Source organism: Calothrix anomala FACHB-343 (genome assembly GCF_014696435.1).
GTDB lineage: Bacteria > Cyanobacteriota > Cyanobacteriia > Cyanobacteriales > Nostocaceae > Aulosira > Aulosira anomala_A.
The window spans coordinates 151,708-176,666 of sequence record NZ_JACJQG010000008.1 but is presented as its reverse complement, the minus strand read 5'-3'; the positions used below and the strand labels follow the sequence as shown (position 1 = coordinate 176,666).

Below are 24,959 nucleotides of genomic sequence, written 5' to 3'. Positions count from 1 at the left end.
ATTAACAATTTATTGGGGTGAGAAAGCGATTGTTATCGGCAACTGCTTTCTCACACTTAAAATGATTATCATTTTAATTACTGTATATTTTATTCTCTGGAAGTCCCTTAACGAGTATCAAAGACTGGTTAATTGAGACGTAGGTTGGGTTGAGGAACGAAACCCAACACCGAAAAACTTGGCTGCTTAACGAGTATCAAAGACTGGTGAATTCAGACGTAGGTTGGGTTGAGGAACGAAACCCAACACCGAAAAACCTTGGCTGCTTAACGAGTATCAAAGACTGATTAATGAGTATCAAAGACTGATTAATGAGTATCAAAGACTGATTAATGAGTATCAAAGACTGATTAATGAGTATCAAAGACTGGTTAATGAGTATCAAAGACTGATTAACGAGTATCAAAAACTGATTAACGAGTATCAAAGACTGATTAACGAGTATCAAAGACTGATTAATGAGTATCAAAGACTGATTAACGAGTATCAAAGACTGATTAACGAGTATCTGAGGCTGGTTAATGAAGTTCCAAGCCTCGGTTAGCAGTATTAATTTATTAATTACCAGATGCAGCTTTAGTTGGTCTACCTTTGAGAGCTTTAAAGCGTTCACCTAACTGTTCTGCTAGAGTTTTTAAGCCTGGTGTTTTTTTCGCAGCAGTTTTGACGTAATCATACACCGTTAAACTGCTAGTCATAGCTTCACTACCAACGGCTAACAGGGTATCATCTACTTGCTCGGTGAGTTGGCGCATTGAGATTAAAAGTTCGGTGAGTGTAGTGGCTAATTGATAATCTTGCACCAATTCCTCAACGTTAAAGCTGGCTGGGAGAATCTCCCGGTTAGATTGCGCCGCACTGACGCTATTGTTGACAAAGGCGAAGCTTTTATCACCCATTTTGTATAATTTGCGCCGTTCTTCTGTACTTAGGGTAATGAGAAAGGGTAGCTTTTTTTGGATGGTTTGTAGTGCTGCTTTAATTTCTTGGATGTCTTCTGGGGAAACGGTTGCAGTAATATTTTGATAGGGCATTGCCAATTCCTTTGGTAGTTATATGAGCTTGGTAGCATTGTTTGCTCAGTATATAATTCCCACTGTTTTGGCTAATTGAACATTTTGCGGCTATTTTGGCAGAAATTGATGTTTGTTGTTTAGTCGTCAGGCTTGGTTAGGGTCTAAACAGATACAAAGAGTAGATTTTTTATTGATACAGCGTATATCAGGTAAATGAAGTACGCACTTCGGGGTATGGTACTGCCATGCCCTTACAATTATCTGTATCTCAGCAACTTGCAATCTGCGGTAAGATGTCATTGCAAATAGTATGAGGTGAAGTTAAGCAATTACAACGATTTGGCTATTGCTTTGCTTTATTTGTAATGACTGTAATTAATTACTATCCCAATTTAAAAAAGAATACGACAAATGCAATAAATTGGCGGTGGTCAGATCCCCGACTTCTTGAAGAAGTCGGGGATCTAGTAAAGCAACAAAATTAATGCGATAAACCACTACATCTGTAGCTTTAATTAATTTTGCAGGGTTAAAAATTCAGCATAGTCTCATACCAATTCGCTATAATGATGCACTTATTATTTATTTAATGAACCGCCAAGTACGCCAAGTACGCCAAGAGAAAAGAAGTAATTATTAAGTGCCAGTTTACAGAGAATTGATATTAGCTTAAATGACTTCTAACTGCTTCAACTTTTTCTGAGCAAACTCCCGCACTTTCTCATCTGGGTCATTTTTGGCTTTGTCCTGTAACAGTGGTAAAGTCTGAGGATGTTGAGGAAACTGCTTGATAATTATGTCAAGGGCAATGTACCGAGGATTTGGGTTAGACGGAGGATTATGGCTATCCTGAAACAAGTCATTAGCAGCGCAGTGGTAGTAAATTTCAAATAACTCAAGTTGATATTTAAAATGTTTAGCTAATTGTTGGATCGCTGTACGTCGCACATAGTTATCATCATCCTGGGTAGCGCGGTCTTTGAGGATGGTTGTGGTGTTGGGGTCATCTTTGAAGTGCTGGGCTAATTGTGTGATCGCTGTACCTCGCACATCGAAAAAATTATCCTGGGTAGCGCGGTATTTGAGGAAGGTTTTGGTATCGGGGTCATTTTGGAAGTTCTCGGCTAATTGTGCGATCGCTGCACCTCGCACAGAGTAATGATCATCCTGGGTAGTGCGGTCTTTGAGGATGGTTTTGGTGTCGGGGTCATCTTTAAAGTGCTGGGCTAATTGTGCGATCGCTGTACCTCGCACATAGTTATTATTATCCTGGGTAGCGCGGTCTTTGAGGATGGTTTTGGTGTCCGGGTCATCTTTGAATTTCTCGGCTAATTGTGCGATCGCTGTACCTCGCACATTGTAATGATCATCCTGGGTAGCGCGGTGTTTGAGGATGGTTTTGGTGTCGGGGTCATCTTTAAAGTGCTGGGCTAATTGTGCGATCGCTCTACCTTGCACATCCCAATTATCATCCTGGGTAGCGCGGTCTTTGAGGATGGTTTTGGTGTTGGGGTCATCTTTGAAGTGCTGGGCTAATTGTGTGATCGCGGTACGTCGCACATAGTTATCATCATCCTGGGTAGCGCGGTCTTTGAGGAAGGTTTTGGTGTCCAGGTCATCTTTAAAGTGCTCGGCTAATTGTTGGATGGCTTCACCTCGCACATAGTTATCATCATCCTGGGTAGCGCAGTGTTTGAGGATGGTTTTGGTGTCCGGGTCATCTTTGAATTTCTCGGCTAATTGTTGGATGGCTACAAATCGCACATAGTTATCATCATCCTGGGTAGCGCGGTCTTTGAGGAAGGTTTTAGTGTCGGGATCATCTGGGAAGTGCTGGGCTAATTGTGCGATCGCTGTACGTCGCACAAAGTTATCATCATCCTGGGTAGCGCGGTGTTTGAGGATGGTTTTGGTGTCCGGGTCATCTCGGAAGTGTTCGGCTAATTGTTCGATCGCTGTAAGTCGCACAACCCAATTATCATCCTGGGTAGCGTGGTGTTTGAGCCAGGTTTTGGTGTCGGAGTCATCTCGGAAGTGATCGGCTAATTGTGCGATCGCTGTAAGTCGCACATAGTTATCATCATCTTGGGTAGCGCGGTCTTTGAGCCAGGTTTTGATATCGAGAGATTCTTGCCAAGTCGTTGCGACTGCTGCAACTGCTTGAGTGCGAATCTTCTGAACTAACTGAGTTTCTTCTTCATCGTAATAGGGTACGTAATAGTACCAGAGGTCATAACTAATTAAAGCTTTTATCTTGTTCAGTAATTCATTGGCTATTGACGCAATTAACGAGCTATTTCTCACCTCTGCAAGGCACTTAGCTGCTAGAAATAAATTGACAAACTTTTCCTCGTCCCCATCTTGCAGCATTAAATATTCAATAATTTCACCAACAAATTTCGGCTCAATCATTCCTGCAATTAGCAGTAATACCTCATGCCAAGTTTCATCTTGCCAGTGTTTACCAAAAACTTCATTCTTAAGTTGCTCAATTGTTAACGTTTGCGTTTCTTTAAACTGCCAGACAAACTCCCAAGCACAGAAATATTCTAAGAAGGTTCGATGTACAAAAGCGTAGTAATCTGCACCCAAGAAACATAACATAAAATTGCGAGTCCGCAGTTGATTAATCATTACCCTCGCAGCTTCTCTGGCTTGACTGACTTCTATAGTTTTGAGATAGTCAGTCAAAATCTTCTCTAAATTACTTGCACTAATTAAATTACCTGCTAAACCTTTGTCGCTAGTTTGCATAAAATAAGCAACTTGACGCAGCATTGCTTGCTTATCTTTATAATCAATAGTTTTAGGATCTATTCTTTTATCTTCTAGTAATGCACGTTCTACATCCCATTGATGTAACAATACCCGCGATGCTTGGTTATAAAGTTCGGCTCTATCTCTGGGTAATTCCTGATTACGATTGAGAATTGCCATCATTGTCAACAATAAGGGATTTCCTGCTAATTCTTTAATAGCCTTAGAATTCTCAATTCCTCTTTGCAGTCGCTCCCGTTTTCTGACTTTATCTGCTGCATCGCTAAAAGTTAAATCATGCCAACGCTGAATAAAATTCTGAATTTGTGCTGAGTCTAAATCTTGCAACATGAAGTGATGAAACTCAGCATTCTTTAACCGTTGCGGTTTATAGCCAATGACGCGGGAAGTGACAATTACCTGGACTTGAGGATATTCATTAGTAAAGCGATGAATATCTGTAATTACATCCTCTCGCTTACCAGGCTCAAAAACTTCATCTAAACCATCAAACATCACCAAAGCTTTACCAGCCTTAAGCTGTGCGTGCAGTTGATGTTGATTGAGGTGAGAAATTGCACCGCTACATTTATGGAAAAATTCAAGAAAATTATGGCATTCCTTTTCATCTCGCCGTCGCATATAAGTGCGTAACTCAATTAATAAAGGAATCGGTAAGGAGATAATATTATTCAGTGGCGACTCTGCCCAATTTAAAGCCAGATATTGCAACAATGTAGACTTACCTGAACCAGGATCGCCCAAAATCACAACATATTTATACTTTTGCTTTTCATTGACTATATCTAATACTGGACGTATTGGTTGTTCTAAATAAACACGTTTATGCTTTTCTAATTCTTCTGTTGCGACTTCTGTTTCTAATTGGTTAGTTTCTTTTAATCGTCTGAGATGTTCTTTGGGTAGTTCGTAAACTGCGGGTAAAACTTGTTCAACTTCCCGGACATTTTGCTCGATAAATATGCGCCATAATTTTAGTTCGTTATAAGCGTAACCACTAGTATCAAAGCTATCTAACTTGAGATGACCGTAACTTTCTCGAATTCCTTCTTGATAGCGTTCTAAATCAAAATCAGGAATAATCCCGGCAATCTGTGTAGTGTTCTCGCGAATTGTATCTAAATTATGAGAATCAAGGATTGCTCTTAGTTCAGGAACTTCTAAAATTATTTCTTTAACTTTCTTGATATATTTCTTACTCAGCAGGTTCCAATTAAAATCATCTGGTAAGGGAGATGAAGCATTAAGTTGATACCAAATTTCTGCTAATTTATTGGTGTTGATAGCTTGACAGTTATACTCAAAAGCATTGCCTAATATTTCTCTAACTTGGGGATGCTTGAGAAATTGCTTGATGGGCTGAATATAGTTTTTAATTTCATCTTCATCAAGTGCATGATATTCTAAATCCTGCTGCATCAGTTGCAAAAATTCCGTCAGCGCCATGACTTCAGCTTTTTGCAGTGGTTCTTGCTGAAAAGGGACAGTTACAGCAGAGTGAAAGATAAATTTAAAAAAGTCTTTAGCGCAGTCTTTGACTAAATCTTTGGCAAAGTCTTCGCTGATAATGGTTTTGACGAGAAATCCAAATGCTTTACCAGCTACCCAGGTAGTGAACCATTCAATCAGCATACTCGTGTCTATTGATATTTTGACTACGAGTATATACATCAGTCTCAGGAAGCATTGCAGATTTTACGATAATTTAAAAACAAGAACGCCAACGCGCTGAAAAGTTAGCTGCTAGGTTACGTGGGTTAGATGTCGATCCGGATGCGATCGCATAAAGGAATAACGGGAATAATAAGCTACCCCGCTTTACCAAAAATCTACCTAAAGGCGGAGTAGCACATCAGCACCGAAATTCCATGAAATTGCCAAAAAATCAATTCAGCCATCTCACAGCTATAGAAAGAAATAACCTTTCATTCCCGGCACAGTTTTTATTAAATCAAAATCTGTTGCAAGGTAAAATCCTTGATTTTGGTTGTGGCTTTGGTAATGATGTGAAAATTTTACGTCAAAAAGGATTTGATATTACAGGTTACGATCCTTATTATTCTCCTGAATATCCTCAAGAAAAATTTGATACTATTATCTGCTTTTATGTATTAAATGTTTTATTTCTTGAAGAACAAGCCAATGTCTTGATGGAAGTCTCTCATCTACTCAAGCCAGGAGGTAAAGCTTATTATGCAGTTAGAAGGGATATTAAAAAAGAAGGTTTCCGGGAGCATTATATCCATAAAAAACCTACCTATCAATGTGTAGTTAAACTCCCGTTTCATTCTATTTATTTGGATGATATGCGAGAGTTTTATGAATATACTCATTATAATTATCAACGCAATTCATCTCATAACTGTATATTCTGCAATCCTTATAAACATCTCACATTATTAACAGAATCAGCAACAGCTTATGCAATTTTTGATGGCTATCCTATCAGTAAAGGTCATGTTTTAGTCATTCCTAAACGCCATGTTAGCAACTATTTTGAGCTACCGTTTAAAGAACAATCTGCTTGCTGGCTCATGGCAAACAAAGTTCAAGAAATTCTGCAACAAGAATTTGCACCAGATGGTTTTAATGTGGGAATGAATATTAATCGAGCAGCCGGACAAAATATGATGCACGCCAGTATTCATATTATCCCTCGCTACAAAGGTGATACTGTCGGCGCTAAAGGTGGAATGCGAAATGCGATCCCGCAGAGGAATAAGTCAGGAATTTCCAACTGAAAATATACTATCGCTTTTCTGGCAAGGGGGCAGGGAGCAGGGAGCAGGGGGAAAAAATAAGAATATCTTCTCTCGAAATTGGATAATTTATTTTCTGGAAACTAAGTAAGTCAAGAACAGAGACTTCGCTCAGGGTGAGAGTCTTTTATATCCATATATTGTAGAGGGCATGGCAGTGCCAATGCCCCTACAATCTGTTGCATTCTTTTTTAAAATTGGTATTACTTGATGATATTTAACCGAGACTATCGGGATCGATTCCTAACGCTCTTAATTGTTCCGCCAATAGTTGAGCGCGTTGCTCTGCTTGTTGTGCGCGTTGCTCTGCTTGCTGTGCGCGTTGAGCTTCTTGCTGTGCGCGTTGTACTTCTTGTTGAATTTGTTCTTTTGGGGTGGGATAGCGTTTACCGTCTGCGTCGTACCAATAGAGCCATTCTCTAGTAACACCGCTATAATTTCCGCGTTCGCAACCAATTCCTAAGCCAATTTCTGGTAACCAAACTGGGTTTCCTGATTGCAATTCATATTTACCATTAACTAACTTATATACTTCTAGGCGCGGTTTACGACGACGGCGAGAAGAATAAATTACATAGTACAGTACGCCTAATTTGGCATATTGATCTAATTTAGCTGTGTATTCTTTACGATAATTTTGGGAAACTACTTCTAACACCAAACTAGGTATAACATTCTCATCCCACAATACATAACTGGGACGCAATTCTTCATCGTAAAACCTCTCTACACCTAAACTCAGAAACCCATCGGGCACAATTGCAGGTTCATCGGGGTGATAATATATACCCATGTCTACCCCAAAAAACCAATCCATTCTATCTGCCCAAAGTATCAGCAGAATTGCCTTCAGTAATCCTGGTATTAATTCTTGTAGTTCATTATCCACAGGTGTGTCGTCAGAGTCTGGTAGTTCTTCGGCTGAGGGCAAGTACCGAGGCAGATTGTAGTTTAACATGGCGGCTTTCCCCAAAACTCACCAGAATTATAGCGATTTCTGGGGTTACTGACAGCAATTAATCATTATGCGATCGCTACTCTATTTACTGATAAACATTTCTTTATGATATGTTGCCTCAATTCTTCTTGTCATAATCCACCCCATGCTGATGGAACAGAGTTTTGTTCTCACTGTGGTGTTCCCTTAATTGTATTGCGCCATTATCGTCCAATTCGGGTATTAGGTAGTGGCGGATTTGGCAAAACTTATTTAGCAGAAGATGTAGAAAAGTTTAATGAACTATGTGTAATTAAGCAATTTGCTCCCCAAATACAGGGTGCTGGTGCGCTACAAAAAGCAACGGAATTATTTGAGCAAGAAGCAAGGCGACTGCAATTTTTAGGAGAACATCCCCAAATTCCTACACTGTTAGCATATTTTGAGCAAGATAATCGATTGTATTTAGTGCAGCAGTTTATTGATGGAGATAATTTATTTGATGAATTAAAACAACAGGGTAATTTTAACGAGCAAAAGATTTGGGATTTACTGATCAATTTATTAACTATTCTGCAAACAGTTCACGAGCAAAAGGTAATTCATAGAGATATTAAGCCGCCGAATATTATCCGGCGTAAATTACCTTCTAAAAATCATGGTGATATTGTACTCATTGATTTTGGTGCATCAAAACAATTGAGTGAGACGGTAATTACTCAACCAGGCACAACTATCGGCTCTTTTGGTTATGCGCCTCCAGAACAAATGCAAGATGGACAAGTATATCCAGCTAGCGATTTATATAGTATAGGTACTACTTGCTTTCATTTATTAACTGGTGTTGCACCTTGGGAATTATGGAAGCAACAAGGATATGGTTGGGTTGCTAATTGGCGACAGTATTTATCGCTACCAATTAGTCACAAATTAGCGATGATTTTGGATAAGTTGCTGCAACTGAATTATCAGGAACGTTATCAATCAGCAGAGGAAGTTTTACAAGATATCAATGATATCGAATCTCATTCACAAATTCCTGATACAGTTGCTTATCCGCAGTTAGCCTCACCACCATCACCGGAATTAGTACCGACGGTAAATTATCAAATTCCATCATCAAATTCATCAACAGAATTACCAACAAAATTAGACTATCAACCTCCGCCATCAACAGTAGTAGACTTAGCAAAACCAAAACAGCAATTAAAATTACCTTTGCTGGTAAGTGGTGCTATCTTAATTCTGGGTTTGGGAGGATATGGTGTTTTGCAATTAAGTCAACCTATTGTAAATAAAAAAATTGAGGCGGAAAAATTAGCATTAGCTAATACCTTAGATGCTCATGATGGCTCGGTTAATTCCCTAGCAATTACTGCTGATGGACAAACTTTAATTAGTGGAGGGGCAGATAATAAAATTAAAATTTGGAAGTTAGGATCTGGAGATTTAAAAACTACTCTTAGCAAAAATTTAGACGCGGTTAATTCTGTTGCTATTAGCCGTGATGGAAAAACTTTATTTAGTGGCAGTAAAGATGGTAATATCCAGATTTGGAATTTACCAGAGGGGACATTAAAAACTACTCTACTAAAGAGTAAAGATGCAGTAAATTATGTTGCAATCACACCAGATCGTGAAACTTTAGTTAGTGCTGGAGGTAATACAATCCAGATTTGAAATCTGGAAACTGGAAAGCTAAAAAATACCCTCACTGGACATACAAAATCTGTGATGGCTGTTGCTATTAGCTCTGATGGGCAAACTTTAGCTAGTGGTAGCGCTGATAATACTATCAAGATTTGGAATCTAGAAAATGGACAATTAAAGAATACTCTCACCGGACATAAAGAATCAGTGATGAGTGTGGCGATTAGCCCTAATAATGAAACTTTAGTCAGTGGTAGTTCAGATGATACGATTAAAATTTGGAATTTAATAACTGGAAAATTAACTAATACGCTTACCGAACATTTTTATCCAGTTAGTACTTTAGCAATTAGTTCAAATAGTGAGACTTTAGTGAGTGGTAGTTGGGACGATCGCATTAAAATCTGGAATCTTAAAACTGGAGCAATTAAAAATACTCTAACTGGGCATAGAAGTGCAGTAAATAGTGTAGTAATTACCCCAGATGGACAGAGTGTCATTAGTGGTAGTAGCGACAGGACGATTAAAATTTGGCGATCGCATTAGGGAAGGGGACAAACAATTCAAAATTCAAAATTCTCTCTTGGAAAGTTCTGATCGGAGGAAACCTCCGCTCAGACTTTCCGCAAAATTCAAAATTAAGAATTAAGAATTTTATTTGACTTTTGCCCAATACCCAATGCCCCATGCTCTAAAATCTATCTCTAGATAGATGTACTAAATTTATAAGTAGTTGTGAGAAGCAAAGGCGACAATTGCTAGTCTGGGAAATTTACTGGTAGCGATCGCCTTTTTCGCTCCATTACCAAGACAAGATGAATTACCCAGCATCTACCGAGTCTCTGAGAAATCTAGGTAACTCTTAACTATTAATAAATATATATTGCTGACACCAGTTAATGGTTTATATTTACCCAAAGGTGGCGCAAGCGGCTACCGATCTCCAAAATGAGGAGGCAGCATCGTACCATCCTTGTAACTGATGCATATCCTCGATCCCAGGTGTCAGTGTAAGGATAAGTTGATATTAAAACAAAGAATTTTTGCTGAATTGTAACGGATAAAGACTACACTTAAAAGTCTTGTGCAGCAAAACCTGTAGCTTTAACTTAAAGTAATCATGTCCAAGGTTCTTGTCTCCGATCCTATTGACCAAGCTGGAATTGACATTCTCTCGCAAGTTGCTACTGTTGATGTCAAAACAGGTTTAAAACCAGCAGAACTGATAGAAATTATTGGTGAGTATGACGCGCTGATGATTCGTTCGGGTACGCGCGTTACTCAAGAAATTATTGAAGCCGGTACGCAATTAAAAATAATTGGGCGTGCTGGTGTGGGTGTGGATAACGTGGATGTCCCCGCAGCCACGCGCCACGGTATTGTAGTAGTCAATTCTCCTGAAGGTAACACGATCGCGGCAGCCGAACATGCGATCGCGATGATGTTATCTTTATCTCGCCATATTCCCGACGCTAATGTGTCGGTGAAAAAAGGTGAGTGGGATCGCAAAACTTTTGTCGGCGCGGAAGTTTACAAAAAAACCCTGGGAATAGTGGGGTTAGGTAAAATTGGCTCCCATGTGGCGGCTGTTGCTAAGGCGATGGGGATGAAGCTATTAGGCTACGATCCCTTTATCTCCACAGAACGAGCTGAACAAATTGGCTGTCAGTTAGTCGATTTAGATTTGCTGATTCAGCAAGCTGACTATATCACCTTACACATCCCCAAAACCCCGGAAACAGCCCATTTAATCAATGCCACAACTTTGGCAAAGATGAAACCAACTGCCCGGATTATTAACTGCGCTCGTGGTGGCATCATTGATGAAGCGGCTTTAGCTGAAGCCATCAAGCAAGGAACAATTGCTGGTGCGGCTTTAGATGTGTTTGAGTCTGAACCACTAGGCGAATCCGATTTGCGATCGCTCGGTAAAAATGTCCTCCTCACCCCCCACTTAGGCGCATCCACAGCCGAAGCCCAAGTGAATGTCGCCATAGATGTAGCTGAACAAATTCGCGATGTGCTTTTAGGACTTCCTGCACGTTCCGCCGTCAACATTCCCGGACTCAGCCCCGATGTGTTGGAAGAACTCAAACCCTACATGGAATTGGCAGAAACTTTAGGCAAGCTCGTCGGACAATTAGCTGGCGGTCGAGTAGAATTACTGAATGTCAGATTGCAAGGCGAACTAGCAACTAATAAGAGTCAGCCTTTAGTAGTTGCTTCCCTCAAAGGACTGCTTTACCAAGCACTGCGGGAACGGGTAAATTACGTCAATGCCAACATTGAAGCTAAAGAACGGGGAATTCGCGTGATTGAAACCAGAGATGCTTCTGTACGCGACTACGCAGGTTCCTTGCGGTTAGAAGCTACAGGGACTCTGGGAACTCATTCTGTCACCGGCGCGTTGTTAGGCGAGAAAGAAATTCACCTAACTGACGTTGATGGTTTCCCGATTAACGTTCCCCCCAGCAAATATATGCTGTTTACCCTGCACCGCGATATGCCAGGGATCATCGGTAAACTCGGTTCCTTACTAGGCAGTTTTAATGTCAATATTGCCAGTATGCAGGTAGGGCGGAAAATTGTTCGCGGTGATGCAGTTATGGCTCTCAGCATCGACGATCCTTTACCTGAAGGCATTTTGGCAGAAATTACCAAAGTGCCTGGTATTCGGGACGCATACACGGTAACCCTGTAAATAGCATGAAGGATGAGGGATGAAGGCTGAAGTAATTTCATCTTTTATCCTTCACCATTCATCCTTGAAAATATGGCAAAAACCTGGTGGGAATTACAAATTTTATGTGAACCAGACTTAGAAGATTCAATCTTTTGGCGTCTGGAAAATTTTGGCTGTCGCGGTACGGCAGTTGAAAATAAAGGTAATGCCTCTTTAGTCAGGGCTTATTTACCGGAATTTCAAGCACATTTGTTAGATTTAGCGGCGCTATCGCTGTGGCTGCGTCAAGATGCTTTGTGTGTTGGGTTAACCGCACCTGCTCTAAATTGGCAGATCATTAATGAGGAAGATTGGGGTACTAGCTGGAAGCAATATTGGCAACCGGAGAAAATAGGCGATCGCTTTTTGATTAATCCCGCCTGGCTACCATTACCCGAAACCACAGATCGCCTCGTGATTCGCCTCGATCCCGGAGTAGCATTTGGTACAGGCAATCATGCCACAACTCAACTGTGTTTAGAATCTCTAGAAATGCGGATGAGTGAATTACCAAAGTCTTTCACTCGTGTATCAACTAAAAAAGAGCCTGTGGTAATTGCGGATATAGGTTGTGGTTCTGGTATCCTTTCTATTGGGGCAGTCCTATTAGGTGCAGAAAAAGTCTATGCCGTCGATACCGATCCTTTAGCAGTGCAATCTACCTTCAGCAATCGCGCACTCAACGATGTTAGCCCAGAACGCTTAGTACCAGCAGAAGGCAGTGTAGACATATTACAAAAACTCATCGCTCAACCACTAGACGGAATTGTCTGCAATATTTTGGCTGATGTCATTATCGAATTACTACCCGAAATGAGTGCGATCGTCAAACCCACTACTTGGGCTGTCTTTAGCGGTATTCTCCTAGAGCAATCAAAAGCTGTAGCTGATGCCTTAGAAGATAATGGCTGGATTGTTGCTACCTTGTGGAAAAAGAAAGAGTGGTGTTGTTTGAATGTCCGCCGTTCTTGAACTAACCAGCCTGTTGATTTTGCTAATTGGCGTTAGCCTACCTTTTGGGTAGGCTGCTGTTTTTGATGCCAAATCTTAAAGAATCTCTTGGAGATGTTGTACTAACTGAGGTGCTTGCATCACGCCTTCAATTCTATCTACTGGTTTACCTTGCTTAAACAGTACCAAAGTTGGGAGAGCGTAAATTTGATACTGGCTAGCTATTTCTTCATATTTTTCTGTGTCTATTTTCACAATCCGTAACTTATCTTTAAGTTGGGCATTAACCTGCTCTAAAATTGGCACCATCATTTGACAAGGGCCGCACCATGAAGCATAAAAATCTACCAACACAGGTACATCAGAACCAGACAACATCTCTTCAAAGCTGTTGAATTGTTTTTTAGTAGCCATATGACACACCGATTTTGTCTTGATTGATTTAATAGTAATGCTTGGTTGAGAAAATGGGACTATGTCAAGAGCCAAGCCTTAAAAATAGGGGCATTGGGCATTGGGCATTGGGCATTGGGCATGGGGCATTGGGAAAAAGTCAAATAGAATTCTTAATTTTGAATTTTGATTTTTGAATTGTTTCTCCTCCTTGTCTTCCTTGTCCTCCTTGTCTCCCTTCCCTCCCGTCCGTCATCACGAAAGTACGGATATTGCACTCTTGCGGTGAGCGAGAACCTCACTTGATTTTCTCTGATGTTTGTTAATTTAAAATCAGATGCTATAGAGCTTGAGATTATACCTGGCAACTCACAGAATCTCATATCTTAGAAAAAGCGCAAAGTCTGAGCGGAGGTTTCCTTCGATGGCTCCGCTAACGTCTCTGACGAACAGAACTTTGTAAGAATAACATAACAGAAATTTCTAGAGGAGGCTGGTAGATGGCTGCAACCGACTTTAAAGACTATTACACAATTTTGGGAATTAGTAAGACTGCTAGTCCAGAGGAAATTAAACAAGCTTTTCGTCGGTTAGCCCGCAAATATCATCCTGATGTTAACCCAGGCAATAAACAGGCGGAAGCTAGTTTTAAAGAAGTTAACGAAGCTTATGAGGTATTGTCTGACCCAGATAAGCGCAAAAAGTATGACCAATTTGGTCAATACTGGAAACAAGCTGGCGAAGGCTTCCCCGGTGGTGCTGGGGTTGATATGGGCGGCTTTGACTTTAGCCAATATGGTAGTTTTAATGACTTCCTAAATGAGTTATTTGGTGGTGCTGGGCCTCGCAGTAGCCGAAGCTATTCTTATAAAAGTTCCACAGGTAGACCTGGGGGTTTTGGCGGTTTTAATGATTTTGGTTTCCAAGATGTAGGTGCTGGTGGTTCACAAGATAGTGAAGCAACTATATCTCTAACTTTTAGTGAAGCGTTTGCTGGCGTGCAGAAGCGCTTTAGTTTAGGTAGCGAAACCATAGATGTGCGTATCCCGGCTGGTGCTAAATCGGGTACTCGTCTGCGCGTGCGAGGGAAAGGTCAAATTAACCCCATGACTCAACAACGGGGTGATTTGTACTTAAAGGTAGAATTACAACCCCATTCTTTCTTCCAAATCGAAGGCGATAATTTGGTTTGCGAACTCCCAATTACACCGGATGAAGCTACTTTAGGCGCTTCCATTGATGTACCGACACCTGATGGTTCTGTGAACGTTAAGCTACCTGCGGGTGTACGTTCTGGTCAATCCCTGCGTTTGCGTGGTAAAGGCTGGCCGATAGCTAAGGGTGGAAGAGGCGATCAGTTGGTGAAGGTGGCAATTGTACCACCCAAAGAACTTAGCCAACAAGAGCGGGAATATTATGAAAAAATTCGGTCTATACGTACTTATAATCCCCGCAGTCACTTGCAACAGGTCAAGTTATAAGAAATGTTTCGCGCCTCAGATTCCATGATTCTGGGCGCGAAGCCATGTTTATGGTTTATTTAGCTTGATTTTTCGCCATTAAAGTTTTTATCCGAGACTTAAACGCTGCAATTGCCTTTGGAGTAGGTTGAGTAGTTTGCCAAGATGGGCGTTGCGTAATGCGATCGCTCCAACTTTGCAATTTAGAATTAAAAGTCACTCCCATTTGTGGTAAGAAAAGAATGCTAGTACCTGCCACAATATCCGCCAGAGTTAATTGTTCGCTACCAAAGTAAGGGCGATCGCCTAGTAGTTGCTCAAAAAAATTTAGTACAACAGCTGCTTTCTGTTTTGCTTCCTCAATTTTCTCAGGCTCCGAGTCTAAGCCAATCATTTGCCGCAATAGGGGATTGATGGCTGGTAAAAGTTCATTTACGGTTACCATCTCCACCATGCGCACAATTGCTAAAGCTTTCTCTTCTTTGGGCAATAAACTAGGGTTAGGATACTTAGCTTCTATATAATCGAGAATTGCTAAAGATTCAACTACCCGAAAATCATCATCAACTAATACGGGAACATGATGAAAGGGATTTAGCGCCACAAACTCTGGCTGAAACTGATCGCCATTCAGTTGCATTTCGATTAATTCAAAATCCAGTCCCTTTTCTAGTAAAGCAATCCAAGGACGACGGGAGTTAAATGAAATCGGTTGGTGATAAAGTTTGAGCATCTGTAAATCCTATTTTCACTCAACTACAAGCATCAAATTGTGCTAATAATGTCTCCACACTAGCATTATGATCCAGAAAAGAAAATAAATGATAATAGCGGAGCTTGCCTGATTTATCTAATACAAATTGTGCAGGTAAAGGTGCGCCTAAGGCTTGTCCTACGCGATATCTGCGAAAGACACCACAAGCAGGATCGCTGAGTAAAGGCATTTTTAAACCTAAGTCTCTGACTACTATTTCGCTTTGTTTTTCGTCAGTACTAGTAATCAGCAATATCTCGACATCACGCTCTTGAAATTGCTCGTAGTTTTCATTCAAAGATTTGATGTGCGGATAGCAAAATGGGCAATATTGCTTTTCTGTAAATATCCTGGTAAAAGCCAATAATACTGGTCGCTTACCGCGAAACCCAGACAATTTTACCAAACTATTATTTGTAATATCTGGTAATTGAAAATCTGGCGTTCCCACTTCCAGTCTTAACTCATTTATCGGAGGAATTGGCAGAAAATTCCGAAAGAAACGCTCATTTATTAAGCCGCTAAAATCAGTTGAAGTTAGCATATTTAATATCCTTGATAAGTCAATTATCTGTTGACTGTTGACTGTTGACTGTTGACTGTTGACAAATGACAAATGACAAATGACAAACGAAAAAACCACAGATAGGCACTGAAGTTAACACTGATTCATCTGTATCTGTGTTCATCGGTGATTATCTGTGGTTATAAATGATACTGCTCTTCAATCCAGTATACTGCGTTGCCAATTTATGGCAAGAGCAATCTAGACTGCGGAGAAGTAAACTTTAGATTTCACGGGGTCGGGATTCATGGTTTTATCCCCTGGTTGCCAACCGGCAGGACAAACTTCGTCTGGGTGAGACTGAACGTACTGAATTGCTTGTAATGTCCGCAGGGTTTCATCAACGCTACGACCAAAAGCGAGGTTGTTAATGGTTGCGTGCTGGATTACACCATCTTTATCGATGATGAACAGACCGCGTAAAGCAATACCTGCTGCTGGATCGAGAACGTTGTAAGCTGCGCTGATTTCTTTCTTAATGTCGGAAACTAAGGGATAATTCAAGTCGCCAACACCACCAGATTTGCGGTCAGTTTGAATCCAAGCTAGGTGAGAAAACTCACTATCTACGGAAACACCAAGAATCTCGGTGTTGATTTTCTTGAATTCTTCGTAGCGATCGCTAAATGCTGTGATCTCAGTGGGACAAACAAAGGTAAAGTCTAGTGGATAAAAGAATAGAACAACATACTTACCGCGATAGTCGGAAAGTTTGATGCTCTTAAATTCCTGATCCGATACAGCTGTTGCTGTAAATTCTGGAGCCTGTTGACCAACGCGGAGGCATCCTTCTGTTCCGTAAGTGAGGGACATTATCTTAATTCTCCTTCAACTTATATGCATTTACTAGCGTTGGAATTCGGGTCAGTGAAAACTTTCCCTTCCACGCTGTCACAGTTTAATTACGATCTGTTACGACTATATCATAGTCATAACGATTTTGAGTAGCAAATGGTTGATTTAGATCAAAGAGAGTGGTTATTGACCAATGGCTTAGGTAGTTTTGCCAGTGGGACAGTAGCCGATGTCAGGACACGCACCTACCACGGTTGGCTATTTGCGGCGACAAACCCCCCATCTGGGCGAACTCTGCTGCTTTCGCACTTAGAAGCTAGCCTAGAAGTAGAAGAAAAAGTTGTCACCTTAGGGACAAATTACTGGGGTAGCGGACGAATAGAAGCTACTGGTTACCAACTGCTACGGGATTTTGAGATTCATCCAGTCCCAAAATGGATTTGGCGACAGGATAATTGGCAGTTGAGTCGGCAATTGGTCATGCCTTATGGTTTGGTAGAAACTGAAAGTGGGGGAAAGGTAAATTCGCCAAATTCTGCGCCGGAATTATGCCATCGGCTATTGATTCAGTATCGTTATGAAGGCACAGAAGCCAGTATTTTAAGGTTACGACTGCTAATAGGCGATCGCGATTTTCATCATCAACAAACAGCTTCCCCAGAATTACACTTTTCTCAAGTGCTATTACCCCAGCAAATTTGTCTCCAAGCAATTATGAATGGGAGTTTTGGCACGCCTTGGCATTTACGCTGGACAAAAGGAGACTATAAAGCTGATGGTGTCTGGTATTGGGATTATCAATTAACAGAAGAAACTCGGCGGGGATTAGGCGACAAGGAAGATCTTTATAGTCCAGGTTATTTAACTGTACATCTCCAACCAGGTGATGTTGTCACCTTAGAAGCCAGAGTCGGTTTCCCCAATCCCCAGCCAGAACCCTTAACTTGTGAAACCTTTAGCGAAGCGATCGCTGCAGAAGAAGAAAGATTAGCCCAAATTTTTGGCTTTGATCGAGGGACTAATCAAAACCCCAATGCCCCATGCCCAATGCCCCATGCCCTATACTCAATATGGAAGAAATTACTTAAAGCCAGCGATCAATTTATTGTTTATCGTGCTTCAATTGCTGGCCCTACTGTGATTGCTGGTTATCATTGGTTTAATGATTGGGGACGCGATACTTTAATTGCGTTACCAGGTTTAGCACTAGTAACGCAACGCTTTGATTTAGCAAAAGGATTGTTGCAAACCTTTGGAAATTACTGTCACCAAGGTTTAATTCCTAATGCATTTCCCGATGTTGGTGGTGAGCCTTTTTACAACAGCATTGATGCTGCACTATTGTGGATTGAAACTCTAGGACTTTATTTAGAAGCTACTGAAGATTGGCAGTTTTTAGCCGAACAATTCCCGATAGTACAGCAAATTTACAAAGCATTTGTTGGTGCTACCCGCTACAACATTCATGTTGATGCTACTGATTGGCTAGTGAGTTGGGATGCGCCTCATGTAGCTTTGACTTGGATGGATGCTGTAGTGAAAGGAGAACCTGTCACACCTCGCTTGGGTAAGCCAGTAGAAATTAATGCTTTGTGGTATTCTGCTTTGTGTTGGCTGAGTCAGTGGGCAGAAAGATTAAGCCACAATCAGGATGCTAATTCAGAACGACTGGCAAAGCAAGCACAGCGTTATGGACAACAAGCAGAACAGGTAAAAGCTTCCCTACAAAAATTTTGGAATGCAAAACTCGGTTATTTTTACGACACTATCGAACTAGACGATCGCCGTCACGCGCAAATCCGCCCTAACGCAGTTTTAGCATTATCCTTATATCATTGCGGATTTCCAGCAGAACAAGGGCGTCAAGTACTTGCAGTTGCGGCTTCTTGCTTACTCACTCCCTATGGACTGCGGAGTCTAGCGCCTACCGATCCCCAGTATATTGGCAAATATCAAGGTAACCCAGAACAACGCGATCGCGCCTACCATCAAGGTACAGTTTGGAGTTGGCTGATAGGGCCGTTTATTCGTGCTTGGCAACGTTTTTATCCCGAACAACCAGTACCTTTTGATTGGCAACCTCTATTAAAGCACTTTTTAGATGATGCTTGCCTTGGCTCAATTTCCGAAATTTTTGATGGCGATCCACCCCATCAACCCAAAGGTGCGATCGCCCAAGCTTGGTCAGTGGCTGAGGTTATTCGTTATCTACCAAATTCTCAGCTTTAGAAGAGTCAACAGTCAACAGTCAACAGTCAACGGTCAACAGATAATTGACTTTGGACAATTGACTAAATCTTTGTGCGATCGGTCAAAATTTCATAGCCGGTTTCTGTCACTAATACAGTATGTTCAAACTGGGCTGATAAAGAATTATCTACAGTTACTGCTGTCCAGCGATCGGCTAAAGTTCTGGTATGCTTAGAACCTGCATTTAAAATTGGCTCGATGGCTAAAGTCATTCCCGCACGTAATTTTACATTCGGCATTTCTCTAGTACGGTAGTTAAATACAGAAGGTTCTTCGTGTAAATTGCGTCCTACACCATGTCCTGTGAATTCTTCTACCACTGTAAAACCATTGACTTTCACATGGTCTTCAATGGCCCCGGCTAGATCCATTAAGTATGCACCCGCCTTTACTTGTTCAATACCTTTGTAAAGAGCTTCTTCAGCTACGCGAATTAGTTTAGCGGCTTCTGGGGTGACTTCACCGACAGCAATTGTAATGCAAGAATCGCCATGAAAACCTTGAAAATAAGCGCCTGTATCTACTTTTAATACATCCCCAGTCCGAATTACTTTCTTTGGATTTGGGATTCCATGTACAACTTCGTTGTTAATACTGGCACAAATAGTACCAGTAAATCCGTGATATCCCTTAAAGCTTGGGGTCGCACCCATTTCGCGAATGCGTTTTTCTGCATAAGCATCCAAATCAGCCGTAGTCATTCCTGGTTGGACTAGCTCAGAAATTTCTTTGAGTACGGTAGCGACAATTTTTGCCGATTCTCGCATGATATCAATTTCACGCGGTGATTTAAGTTCGATACCTCGGCGTTGTTTACTGGGAGATGGTGGCTGAGTGGCTTGAGCAAGTAAGTTACTGAGTATGTTCATGAGAGATTAAAGCGATCGGCGCTGTAACGCTGATGGTTAAGTTTTTTCTAGATTAGTTGAGAAATAATATCTATATTTAAATTAACTTATTTTTACTGGCTTATTGATTTTTGACAGTAACTAAGCCATTTCCCTACTGAAAATTCAGAAAATGGCATAACATTATCTCTCAGGAGTAAATAGAATTACTCTTGGTCTTAAGCTGCTTTTTCAGTCAATTCATTTTAACTTTTGAATTTTCAATTGGTAACAGTAATCTCTCCGGTCATACCTGCTTCTGTATGTCCTGCTACTGAACAGCGTAGGGTATATTTTCCTGACTTGAGCGGTACAAATACCCAGTCTGCCGTCGCACCGGGTTTGAGTTCCACTTCATGAATAGCTCCTTTAATTTCTACTTTCCCGGCTTCGACTTTTTGCGTCCAGATAGCATCGGCAAAATCTTTAGCTGTAAAATAGTGTTTCATTTGGCTAGGGTTAGTCAGCCGGAGATTGTAACGTTTTCCCGCCACAAATTCTAAACTATTTGGCTCAAATTTGAGTTCGTTAGCTGCATTACCCAAACTAACAGAAACTTCAACTGCTGGTTGCTTGAGTAAATCACCAGATCCAGTTGCTGCTAATGCTGGATGATGGCTGACAATCAAACAGAGCATGAATAATACAATTATATAAATCCCCTTAATAGTTTTCATCGTCCAAAAGAGTATTTAAATTTGTTTTTTTGCACCTATTCACTTAATTACGAATTACGAATTACGAATTAGTAATTATTTCATTTGGGCTAATACAGCCGGGCCTGCTGTTGCTACTACAATCTTATCTGGATGGATTAATTCACGAGCGGCTTGATTGACTTGATTGAGGGTAACTTGCTGAATTTTGTCTGTAAAAGAGCGGAGTTCGACTTTATCGAGTCCATGTACTTGATTCATCAAAATAGTTTTCGTTAATTCTTCTGGATTAGCTAAAGAAACATTGTAGTTGCTAATTAATGTTTGTTTAGCTGCTTCAATTTCTGCGGCTACAACACCTTGTTGATGAATTTGCTTTAAGAGTTTTTGAGTGCTAGCGATCGCTTTTATGGTATCTTCTGGACTAGTTTGCAATTCTATCCAAAATGTGCCTGCATTTTTCCCGACTTGGAAGTAACTATAAATTCCATAGGTTAGCCCTTGGCGATCGCGTACTTCTGCGCCTAATCTACTAGATAGGGTATCGCCTCCCAAAATCTGATTTAAGACTAAAGCTGCATAAAATCGGGGATCTTTACGGTTAATACCCTTGTAACCCATATAAGTAATTGCTTGGGCTTTACCCGGTAGGATAGAGTTGACACGTACTTCCTTGTCGGGCATTGATACTTGAGGATATTGTAATTTTGGCGCTTCGCCGCTAACTTTCCATCCGCCAAATTCTTTTTCTAGTAGCGATCGCACTTTGGCTGGTTCAAAATCTCCTACTATTGTTAACACCATATTATCAGGACGATAATATTTTTCTTTAAAAGCGATCGCATCTTTGCGCTTAATCTTTTTTAAACTTTCTGCTGTAGGAAAGTTATGTAAAGGATGTTTGTGCGGATAAATCGACTGCACAAAGGTTCTAATCGCTACTTCATCTGGATCGTCTAAATCTAATTTGAGATTAGTTAAAGCTTGTTGGCGCTCAAGTTCCCACTCTTTCGCCGGGAAGTTACTATTTTTAACGACATCTGCTAAAGTTTTTAAAATTACAGGTAAGTCGCCAGCTAAACTGTCACCATCAATGCGCACGCCTTCGCGGTAGGCTCTAAACTCTAAATTTGCACCTCTATCTTCTAAAGCTTGGGCAATTTGTAAAAAATCTTGAGTTTTCGTGCCATTCATTAAGTTATCTGCTACTAAAGATGCTAATCCTGCTTTATCCTCAGGGTCAAATTCCGTACCTGCATTAATATGACCGCTAAGGGTGATAGTAGGAATACTGCGATCGGGTAGTAGTAATAATTTTAAACCATTGGCAAGTTGAAATTGTTGTGGTATTTCTCGCTCGCCAATATCTGTGATTTCATCCACTGGGGGTAAGTATTTTAATACTTCAGTGGGTGCTACAGGCGAGCCTAAACCGAAATTTTCTGTAGTTTGAGCAGAATTGGGTTTGCTTGTACCTTTTAACTCTTTTTGGCTGGGTTCAAAGTAGCCAACTGTACGTGCTTCTGGTTTCAGGTATTTTTTGACTACAGCAACAACATCTGCTGGCGTTACCTTGCGGATAGCAGCTAAGTAGCGTTCTGTATGGCGATAGTCACCAGTTGTGGTTTCATCATTACCCAATTGCATTGCTTGATTCGTGAGATCGCGGTTAGCTAAAATTACCGCAGCTTCTAATTGGGTTTTTGCACGATTAACTTCTGCTGCTGTGACTCCTGATTTGACTAAATCCGCGATCGCCCGATTTAAAACCGAGTCAATTTTCTCTAAACTTTGATTATAAGCTGCTGTCACCAACAATTCATACCAACCAAATTCTCGCAAGCTAGTCACAGAAGCGCCAATATCACTAGCTAACCCAGATTCTATCAATACCCGATCCAAGCGCGAATTTCGCCCTTCTGTCAAAATATAATCCATCACATCCAATGCAGGTACATCTGGATGGTTGATATCAGGTAAGGGGTAAACGACTTGCAACAGTTCCCCCGCACCTGCTTCTCGCAATACAATAGGAGATTCGGATAACTGTTGACTGTTGACTGTTGACTGTTGACTGTTGACTGTTGACTGTTGACTGTTGACTGTTGACTGTTGACTGTTGACTGTTGACTGTTGACTCTGCGGTAATTTCCCAAATATCTCTTTTACTACTTCCAGAGTGGGCGCAGTTTGAAAATCTCCCACGATAACTAAAACAGCATTGTCAGGACTGTAATATTTTTGATAGTACTTTCTCACCTGCTCGACTGTAAATTTTTCTACATCGGCTTTTGTTCCCCCAACAGGTAAACCATAAGCATGATTGGGAAAAGCTGCACGCATCACAGCCCGATTGAGGCGGTATTCTGGGCTATTTTCGTAACCTTGTAACTCAGAAATAACTACTCGTTTTTCACTAGCTAGCTGTTCGGTATCAATTACTGATTTTTGCATCCTATCTGCTTCTAAAATTAGCAGTGCTTTCAGCTTATTGCGTTCCGCAGTACCGTAATATGCGGTTTGATCGTAGCTGGTGAAAGCGTTGGAATCGCTACCTAAAGCGCTAAATAACCTGCCAAATTGAATTGGACGAGTTTCCGTCCCTTTAAACATCATATGTTCCAACTGGTGCGCAATCCCATTCAGCCCTGATTCTTCGTTGCGCGAACCTACCTTGTACCATACTTGTACAGTTACTACTGGCGCAGTATGTACTTCTTTTGTCAGTACTGTCAGGCCATTTTCGAGTAATGTCTTGCGGACGTTTTCTGTCACTGTTGGGGGTAGATTTTCTTGTGGATTTACTATTGACTGAGCATGTATTTGCTGCGATCTAACTATATGTTGGCTAACAGCAGATTTACTGCTAAATAACAATACCGCAATCATCCATAAAGTGAACAGCAATAACAAAAAACGATATCGATACAAGGTAGAAAACACAGGCATGGATTTTGCAGATGCTTGTAAACTAAGTTACATAAATTGAGTGATTCATCTAGTTTAATCCCTATAATCAGTCTCTTACCTCAGCACAGTCATAGAGATAAGATATTCTACCAGCCAAGATCGGAGAAATAAACTAGAAATTAATTTATTTTTGCTAAAATTCGCAAAAATTCCAGAGGTAAGCCATCAGTATCTGCAATAAAAGCCACTTCAAAAATACGATCGCCTATTTGTTGCTGTGTCGGTTCTAAAAGTATTTTTATTGGTGCTAAATCTGTTGTTGCCACTTGTTGTTGTAAATTAGTTAACCAACTGGGCAAATCTGGTGTAATTTCCGTTAAATCAAAGGAAAGATGATAATAACCCACATAATGCTCATCCGCAAAAGCATCTGGGGCTGGTTTCGGTTCGGGAATTTGGATTAGTTCAATTCTCCCACCCAATCCTTCCATCCAACAAGCCAGGGTATAGCCTGTAGTGAAGCGTTCGCAAACTGTAAACCCCAATTGTTCGTAAAAAGCGATCGCCCGATGAATATTCGCAGTCCGAATTGAAGCGTGGTGCATCATTTTGTTATTTGTCAATGGTCAATGGTCAACGGTCAATCGTCGAGAAATTCCAGACTTTGGACTATTGACTATTGACTATTGACGCTTTACTCAAACAATCGGAAATAAGGATAGCGTACAGGGACACCAGGCTCTTTTTCCAAATCAAAATTAATCACTTCCCAACAGGGTTCATCTGTGGGATCGGGGCTAAACTCTACCGGTAAACCGTATAGCCGCGCTGAGGTATTTTCCGTCGTCTGTTGTTGTCCAGAACGCCAAGTAGTGCTGCGTTCTAAATAACCACTCATTAACTCTTGATAACGACGCGCAATAATTACCCGCGTAGCTCGGAAACCTTGAGTATAAAGTTTATCCAACGCTTCGTGAATTTCAAACCTTATACCATCGGGATGGGTATGTTGTCTATACCATTCGTTATTCCACTTTCGCCAATGGCGTCCCGACTGTAAATGGATTAATTCACCCGTTTTCGGATTAGCTTCAAAAGCCCCATGACGCGGACATAAATAGGTATCCGTAAGCGTCAACGCCTGAATTGTTTGGCGACAGTGGGGACACTGAATTTCGGGGCCAAATATTGGGTACTGCAAGCCTGGATTCATCATGAAGTGCGTAGAAACATAGTTTTGTCTTCACCAGCACCAGTGGGTTTGATTTTACACTTCGGCTCCACCAATTGGGGTTACCACCTCATTGCTACACAGTCTACTGACTGATAGCAAGAACAGTATTCACCAGTGTCTTCCTCAGTATAGAAGGTTGACCAAAGAAGTTTGAAGTTTAAAGGATGAATTCAGAATTTCAGACTTTAGACTTCCGACTTTAGTCTTGAGTTGACCCTGTGATATTCTGGTTTTGCAACCAG

At 41.0% G+C, this 24,959-nt stretch carries 20 protein-coding genes; 7 read left to right on the top strand and 13 right to left on the bottom strand.

What is annotated here, in order from left to right:
- Positions 1-557: 557 nt before the first annotated feature.
- Complete coding sequence (locus tag H6G08_RS06520) at positions 558-1,034, bottom strand: hypothetical protein (protein WP_190539777.1); 477 nt, start codon at positions 1,032-1,034, stop codon at positions 558-560.
- A 651-nt stretch (positions 1,035-1,685) separates the two neighbouring features.
- Positions 1,686-5,426: a HEAT repeat domain-containing protein gene (locus tag H6G08_RS06515; protein WP_190539775.1), complete on the bottom strand. Its 3,741-nt coding sequence runs from the start codon at positions 5,424-5,426 to the stop codon at positions 1,686-1,688.
- A 236-nt stretch (positions 5,427-5,662) separates the two neighbouring features.
- On the opposite strand from H6G08_RS06515, the gene H6G08_RS06510 reads away from it, so the two are divergent.
- Positions 5,663-6,535 (top strand): HIT family protein, encoded by an 873-nt coding sequence (locus tag H6G08_RS06510; RefSeq protein WP_190539772.1) that lies wholly within the window; start codon positions 5,663-5,665, stop codon positions 6,533-6,535.
- 235 nt (positions 6,536-6,770) lie between these two features.
- On the opposite strand, the gene H6G08_RS06505 is transcribed toward H6G08_RS06510, so the two are convergent.
- A complete protein-coding gene (locus H6G08_RS06505) occupies positions 6,771-7,511 on the bottom strand; it encodes a Uma2 family endonuclease (protein ID WP_190539771.1) in 741 nt (246 codons plus the stop codon).
- A gap of 105 nt (positions 7,512-7,616) precedes the next feature.
- Between H6G08_RS06505 and H6G08_RS06500 the strand changes: the two genes are divergently transcribed.
- From H6G08_RS06500 to prmA, 4 genes are all read left to right on the top strand, one after another.
- Positions 7,617-9,170, top strand: coding sequence for a protein kinase domain-containing protein (locus H6G08_RS06500; protein ID WP_313941402.1), 1,554 nt, complete (start codon positions 7,617-7,619; stop codon positions 9,168-9,170).
- A 3-nt stretch (positions 9,171-9,173) separates the two neighbouring features.
- A complete protein-coding gene (locus H6G08_RS38485; RefSeq protein ID WP_313941415.1) occupies positions 9,174-9,686 on the top strand; it encodes a WD40 repeat domain-containing protein in 513 nt (170 codons plus the stop codon).
- A 574-nt stretch (positions 9,687-10,260) separates the two neighbouring features.
- Positions 10,261-11,841 carry a phosphoglycerate dehydrogenase gene (gene serA / locus H6G08_RS06495; RefSeq protein ID WP_190539769.1) on the top strand — a complete coding sequence of 527 codons (1,581 nt, stop codon included), beginning with the start codon at positions 10,261-10,263 and terminating at the stop codon, positions 11,839-11,841.
- A 72-nt stretch (positions 11,842-11,913) separates the two neighbouring features.
- Entirely contained in the window at positions 11,914-12,834 is a 921-nt protein-coding gene (gene prmA, locus H6G08_RS06490) for a 50S ribosomal protein L11 methyltransferase (RefSeq protein WP_190539767.1), read from the top strand.
- Positions 12,835-12,909: 75 nt separating this feature from the next.
- Here the strand turns inward: prmA and trxA are convergent, their stop codons facing one another.
- Entirely contained in the window at positions 12,910-13,227 is a 318-nt protein-coding gene (gene trxA / locus H6G08_RS06485) for a thioredoxin (RefSeq protein ID WP_190539765.1), read from the bottom strand.
- Between the two features lie 479 nt (positions 13,228-13,706).
- Here trxA and H6G08_RS06480 point away from each other — a divergent pair, with 479 nt between their 5' ends.
- On the top strand, positions 13,707-14,687 hold the full coding sequence (locus H6G08_RS06480) for a DnaJ C-terminal domain-containing protein (protein WP_190539763.1): 981 nt from the start codon (positions 13,707-13,709) through the stop codon (positions 14,685-14,687).
- Positions 14,688-14,742: 55 nt separating this feature from the next.
- Here the strand turns inward: H6G08_RS06480 and H6G08_RS06475 are convergent, their stop codons facing one another.
- The 4 genes from H6G08_RS06475 to H6G08_RS06465 all read right to left on the bottom strand — a co-directional run bounded on the left by H6G08_RS06475 (position 14,743) and on the right by H6G08_RS06465 (position 16,798).
- Complete coding sequence (locus H6G08_RS06475) at positions 14,743-15,399, bottom strand: glutathione S-transferase family protein (protein ID WP_190539761.1); 657 nt, start codon at positions 15,397-15,399, stop codon at positions 14,743-14,745.
- 19 nt (positions 15,400-15,418) lie between these two features.
- Positions 15,419-15,964 carry a peroxiredoxin family protein gene (locus H6G08_RS06470; protein WP_190539759.1) on the bottom strand — a complete coding sequence of 182 codons (546 nt, stop codon included), beginning with the start codon at positions 15,962-15,964 and terminating at the stop codon, positions 15,419-15,421.
- A 19-nt stretch (positions 15,965-15,983) separates the two neighbouring features.
- Positions 15,984-16,109, bottom strand: coding sequence for a hypothetical protein (locus H6G08_RS38075; RefSeq protein ID WP_277877801.1), 126 nt, complete (start codon positions 16,107-16,109; stop codon positions 15,984-15,986).
- 77 nt (positions 16,110-16,186) lie between these two features.
- Positions 16,187-16,798: a peroxiredoxin gene (locus tag H6G08_RS06465; RefSeq protein WP_190539757.1), complete on the bottom strand. Its 612-nt coding sequence runs from the start codon at positions 16,796-16,798 to the stop codon at positions 16,187-16,189.
- Positions 16,799-16,936: 138 nt separating this feature from the next.
- Between H6G08_RS06465 and H6G08_RS06460 the strand changes: the two genes are divergently transcribed.
- Entirely contained in the window at positions 16,937-19,009 is a 2,073-nt protein-coding gene (locus H6G08_RS06460) for an amylo-alpha-1,6-glucosidase (RefSeq protein WP_190539755.1), read from the top strand.
- Positions 19,010-19,071: 62 nt separating this feature from the next.
- On the opposite strand, the gene map is transcribed toward H6G08_RS06460, so the two are convergent.
- The 5 genes from map to H6G08_RS06435 all read right to left on the bottom strand — a co-directional run bounded on the left by map (position 19,072) and on the right by H6G08_RS06435 (position 24,696).
- Complete coding sequence (map, locus tag H6G08_RS06455; RefSeq protein WP_096643049.1) at positions 19,072-19,899, bottom strand: type I methionyl aminopeptidase; 828 nt, start codon at positions 19,897-19,899, stop codon at positions 19,072-19,074.
- A 239-nt stretch (positions 19,900-20,138) separates the two neighbouring features.
- Positions 20,139-20,555, bottom strand: a complete 417-nt coding sequence (locus H6G08_RS06450; RefSeq protein WP_390625577.1) for a cupredoxin domain-containing protein — start codon at positions 20,553-20,555, stop codon at positions 20,139-20,141.
- Positions 20,556-20,669: 114 nt separating this feature from the next.
- The gene (locus H6G08_RS06445; protein WP_190539751.1) at positions 20,670-23,522 is read right to left on the bottom strand and encodes a M16 family metallopeptidase; all 2,853 of its coding nucleotides are present in this window, start codon (positions 23,520-23,522) and stop codon (positions 20,670-20,672) included.
- 140 nt (positions 23,523-23,662) lie between these two features.
- Entirely contained in the window at positions 23,663-24,088 is a 426-nt protein-coding gene (locus H6G08_RS06440) for a VOC family protein (RefSeq protein ID WP_190539803.1), read from the bottom strand.
- An 89-nt stretch (positions 24,089-24,177) separates the two neighbouring features.
- Positions 24,178-24,696 carry a TIGR02652 family protein gene (locus H6G08_RS06435; RefSeq protein WP_449242061.1) on the bottom strand — a complete coding sequence of 173 codons (519 nt, stop codon included), beginning with the start codon at positions 24,694-24,696 and terminating at the stop codon, positions 24,178-24,180.
- Positions 24,697-24,959 lie beyond the last annotated feature (263 nt).

What these genes read in the sequence shown, in the direction of transcription:
- H6G08_RS06520 (WP_190539777.1), bottom strand. Translation starts at nt 1,034, where the DNA reads ATGCCCTATCAAAATATTACTGCAACCGTTTCCCCAGAAGACATCCAA.
- H6G08_RS06515 (WP_190539775.1), bottom strand. Translation starts at nt 5,426, where the DNA reads ATGCTGATTGAATGGTTCACTACCTGGGTAGCTGGTAAAGCATTTGGA.
- H6G08_RS06510 (WP_190539772.1), top strand. Translation starts at nt 5,663, where the DNA reads ATGAAATTGCCAAAAAATCAATTCAGCCATCTCACAGCTATAGAAAGA.
- H6G08_RS06505 (WP_190539771.1), bottom strand. Translation starts at nt 7,511, where the DNA reads ATGTTAAACTACAATCTGCCTCGGTACTTGCCCTCAGCCGAAGAACTA.
- H6G08_RS06500 (WP_313941402.1), top strand. Translation starts at nt 7,617, where the DNA reads ATGATATGTTGCCTCAATTCTTCTTGTCATAATCCACCCCATGCTGAT.
- serA (WP_190539769.1), top strand. Translation starts at nt 10,261, where the DNA reads ATGTCCAAGGTTCTTGTCTCCGATCCTATTGACCAAGCTGGAATTGAC.
- prmA (WP_190539767.1), top strand. Translation starts at nt 11,914, where the DNA reads ATGGCAAAAACCTGGTGGGAATTACAAATTTTATGTGAACCAGACTTA.
- trxA (WP_190539765.1), bottom strand. Translation starts at nt 13,227, where the DNA reads ATGGCTACTAAAAAACAATTCAACAGCTTTGAAGAGATGTTGTCTGGT.
- H6G08_RS06480 (WP_190539763.1), top strand. Translation starts at nt 13,707, where the DNA reads ATGGCTGCAACCGACTTTAAAGACTATTACACAATTTTGGGAATTAGT.
- H6G08_RS06475 (WP_190539761.1), bottom strand. Translation starts at nt 15,399, where the DNA reads ATGCTCAAACTTTATCACCAACCGATTTCATTTAACTCCCGTCGTCCT.
- H6G08_RS06470 (WP_190539759.1), bottom strand. Translation starts at nt 15,964, where the DNA reads ATGCTAACTTCAACTGATTTTAGCGGCTTAATAAATGAGCGTTTCTTT.
- H6G08_RS38075 (WP_277877801.1), bottom strand. Translation starts at nt 16,109, where the DNA reads ATGAACACAGATACAGATGAATCAGTGTTAACTTCAGTGCCTATCTGT.
- H6G08_RS06465 (WP_190539757.1), bottom strand. Translation starts at nt 16,798, where the DNA reads ATGTCCCTCACTTACGGAACAGAAGGATGCCTCCGCGTTGGTCAACAG.
- H6G08_RS06460 (WP_190539755.1), top strand. Translation starts at nt 16,937, where the DNA reads ATGGTTGATTTAGATCAAAGAGAGTGGTTATTGACCAATGGCTTAGGT.
- map (WP_096643049.1), bottom strand. Translation starts at nt 19,899, where the DNA reads ATGAACATACTCAGTAACTTACTTGCTCAAGCCACTCAGCCACCATCT.
- H6G08_RS06450 (WP_390625577.1), bottom strand. Translation starts at nt 20,555, where the DNA reads ATGCTCTGTTTGATTGTCAGCCATCATCCAGCATTAGCAGCAACTGGA.
- H6G08_RS06445 (WP_190539751.1), bottom strand. Translation starts at nt 23,522, where the DNA reads ATGCCTGTGTTTTCTACCTTGTATCGATATCGTTTTTTGTTATTGCTG.
- H6G08_RS06440 (WP_190539803.1), bottom strand. Translation starts at nt 24,088, where the DNA reads ATGCACCACGCTTCAATTCGGACTGCGAATATTCATCGGGCGATCGCT.
- H6G08_RS06435 (WP_449242061.1), bottom strand. Translation starts at nt 24,696, where the DNA reads ATGAATCCAGGCTTGCAGTACCCAATATTTGGCCCCGAAATTCAGTGT.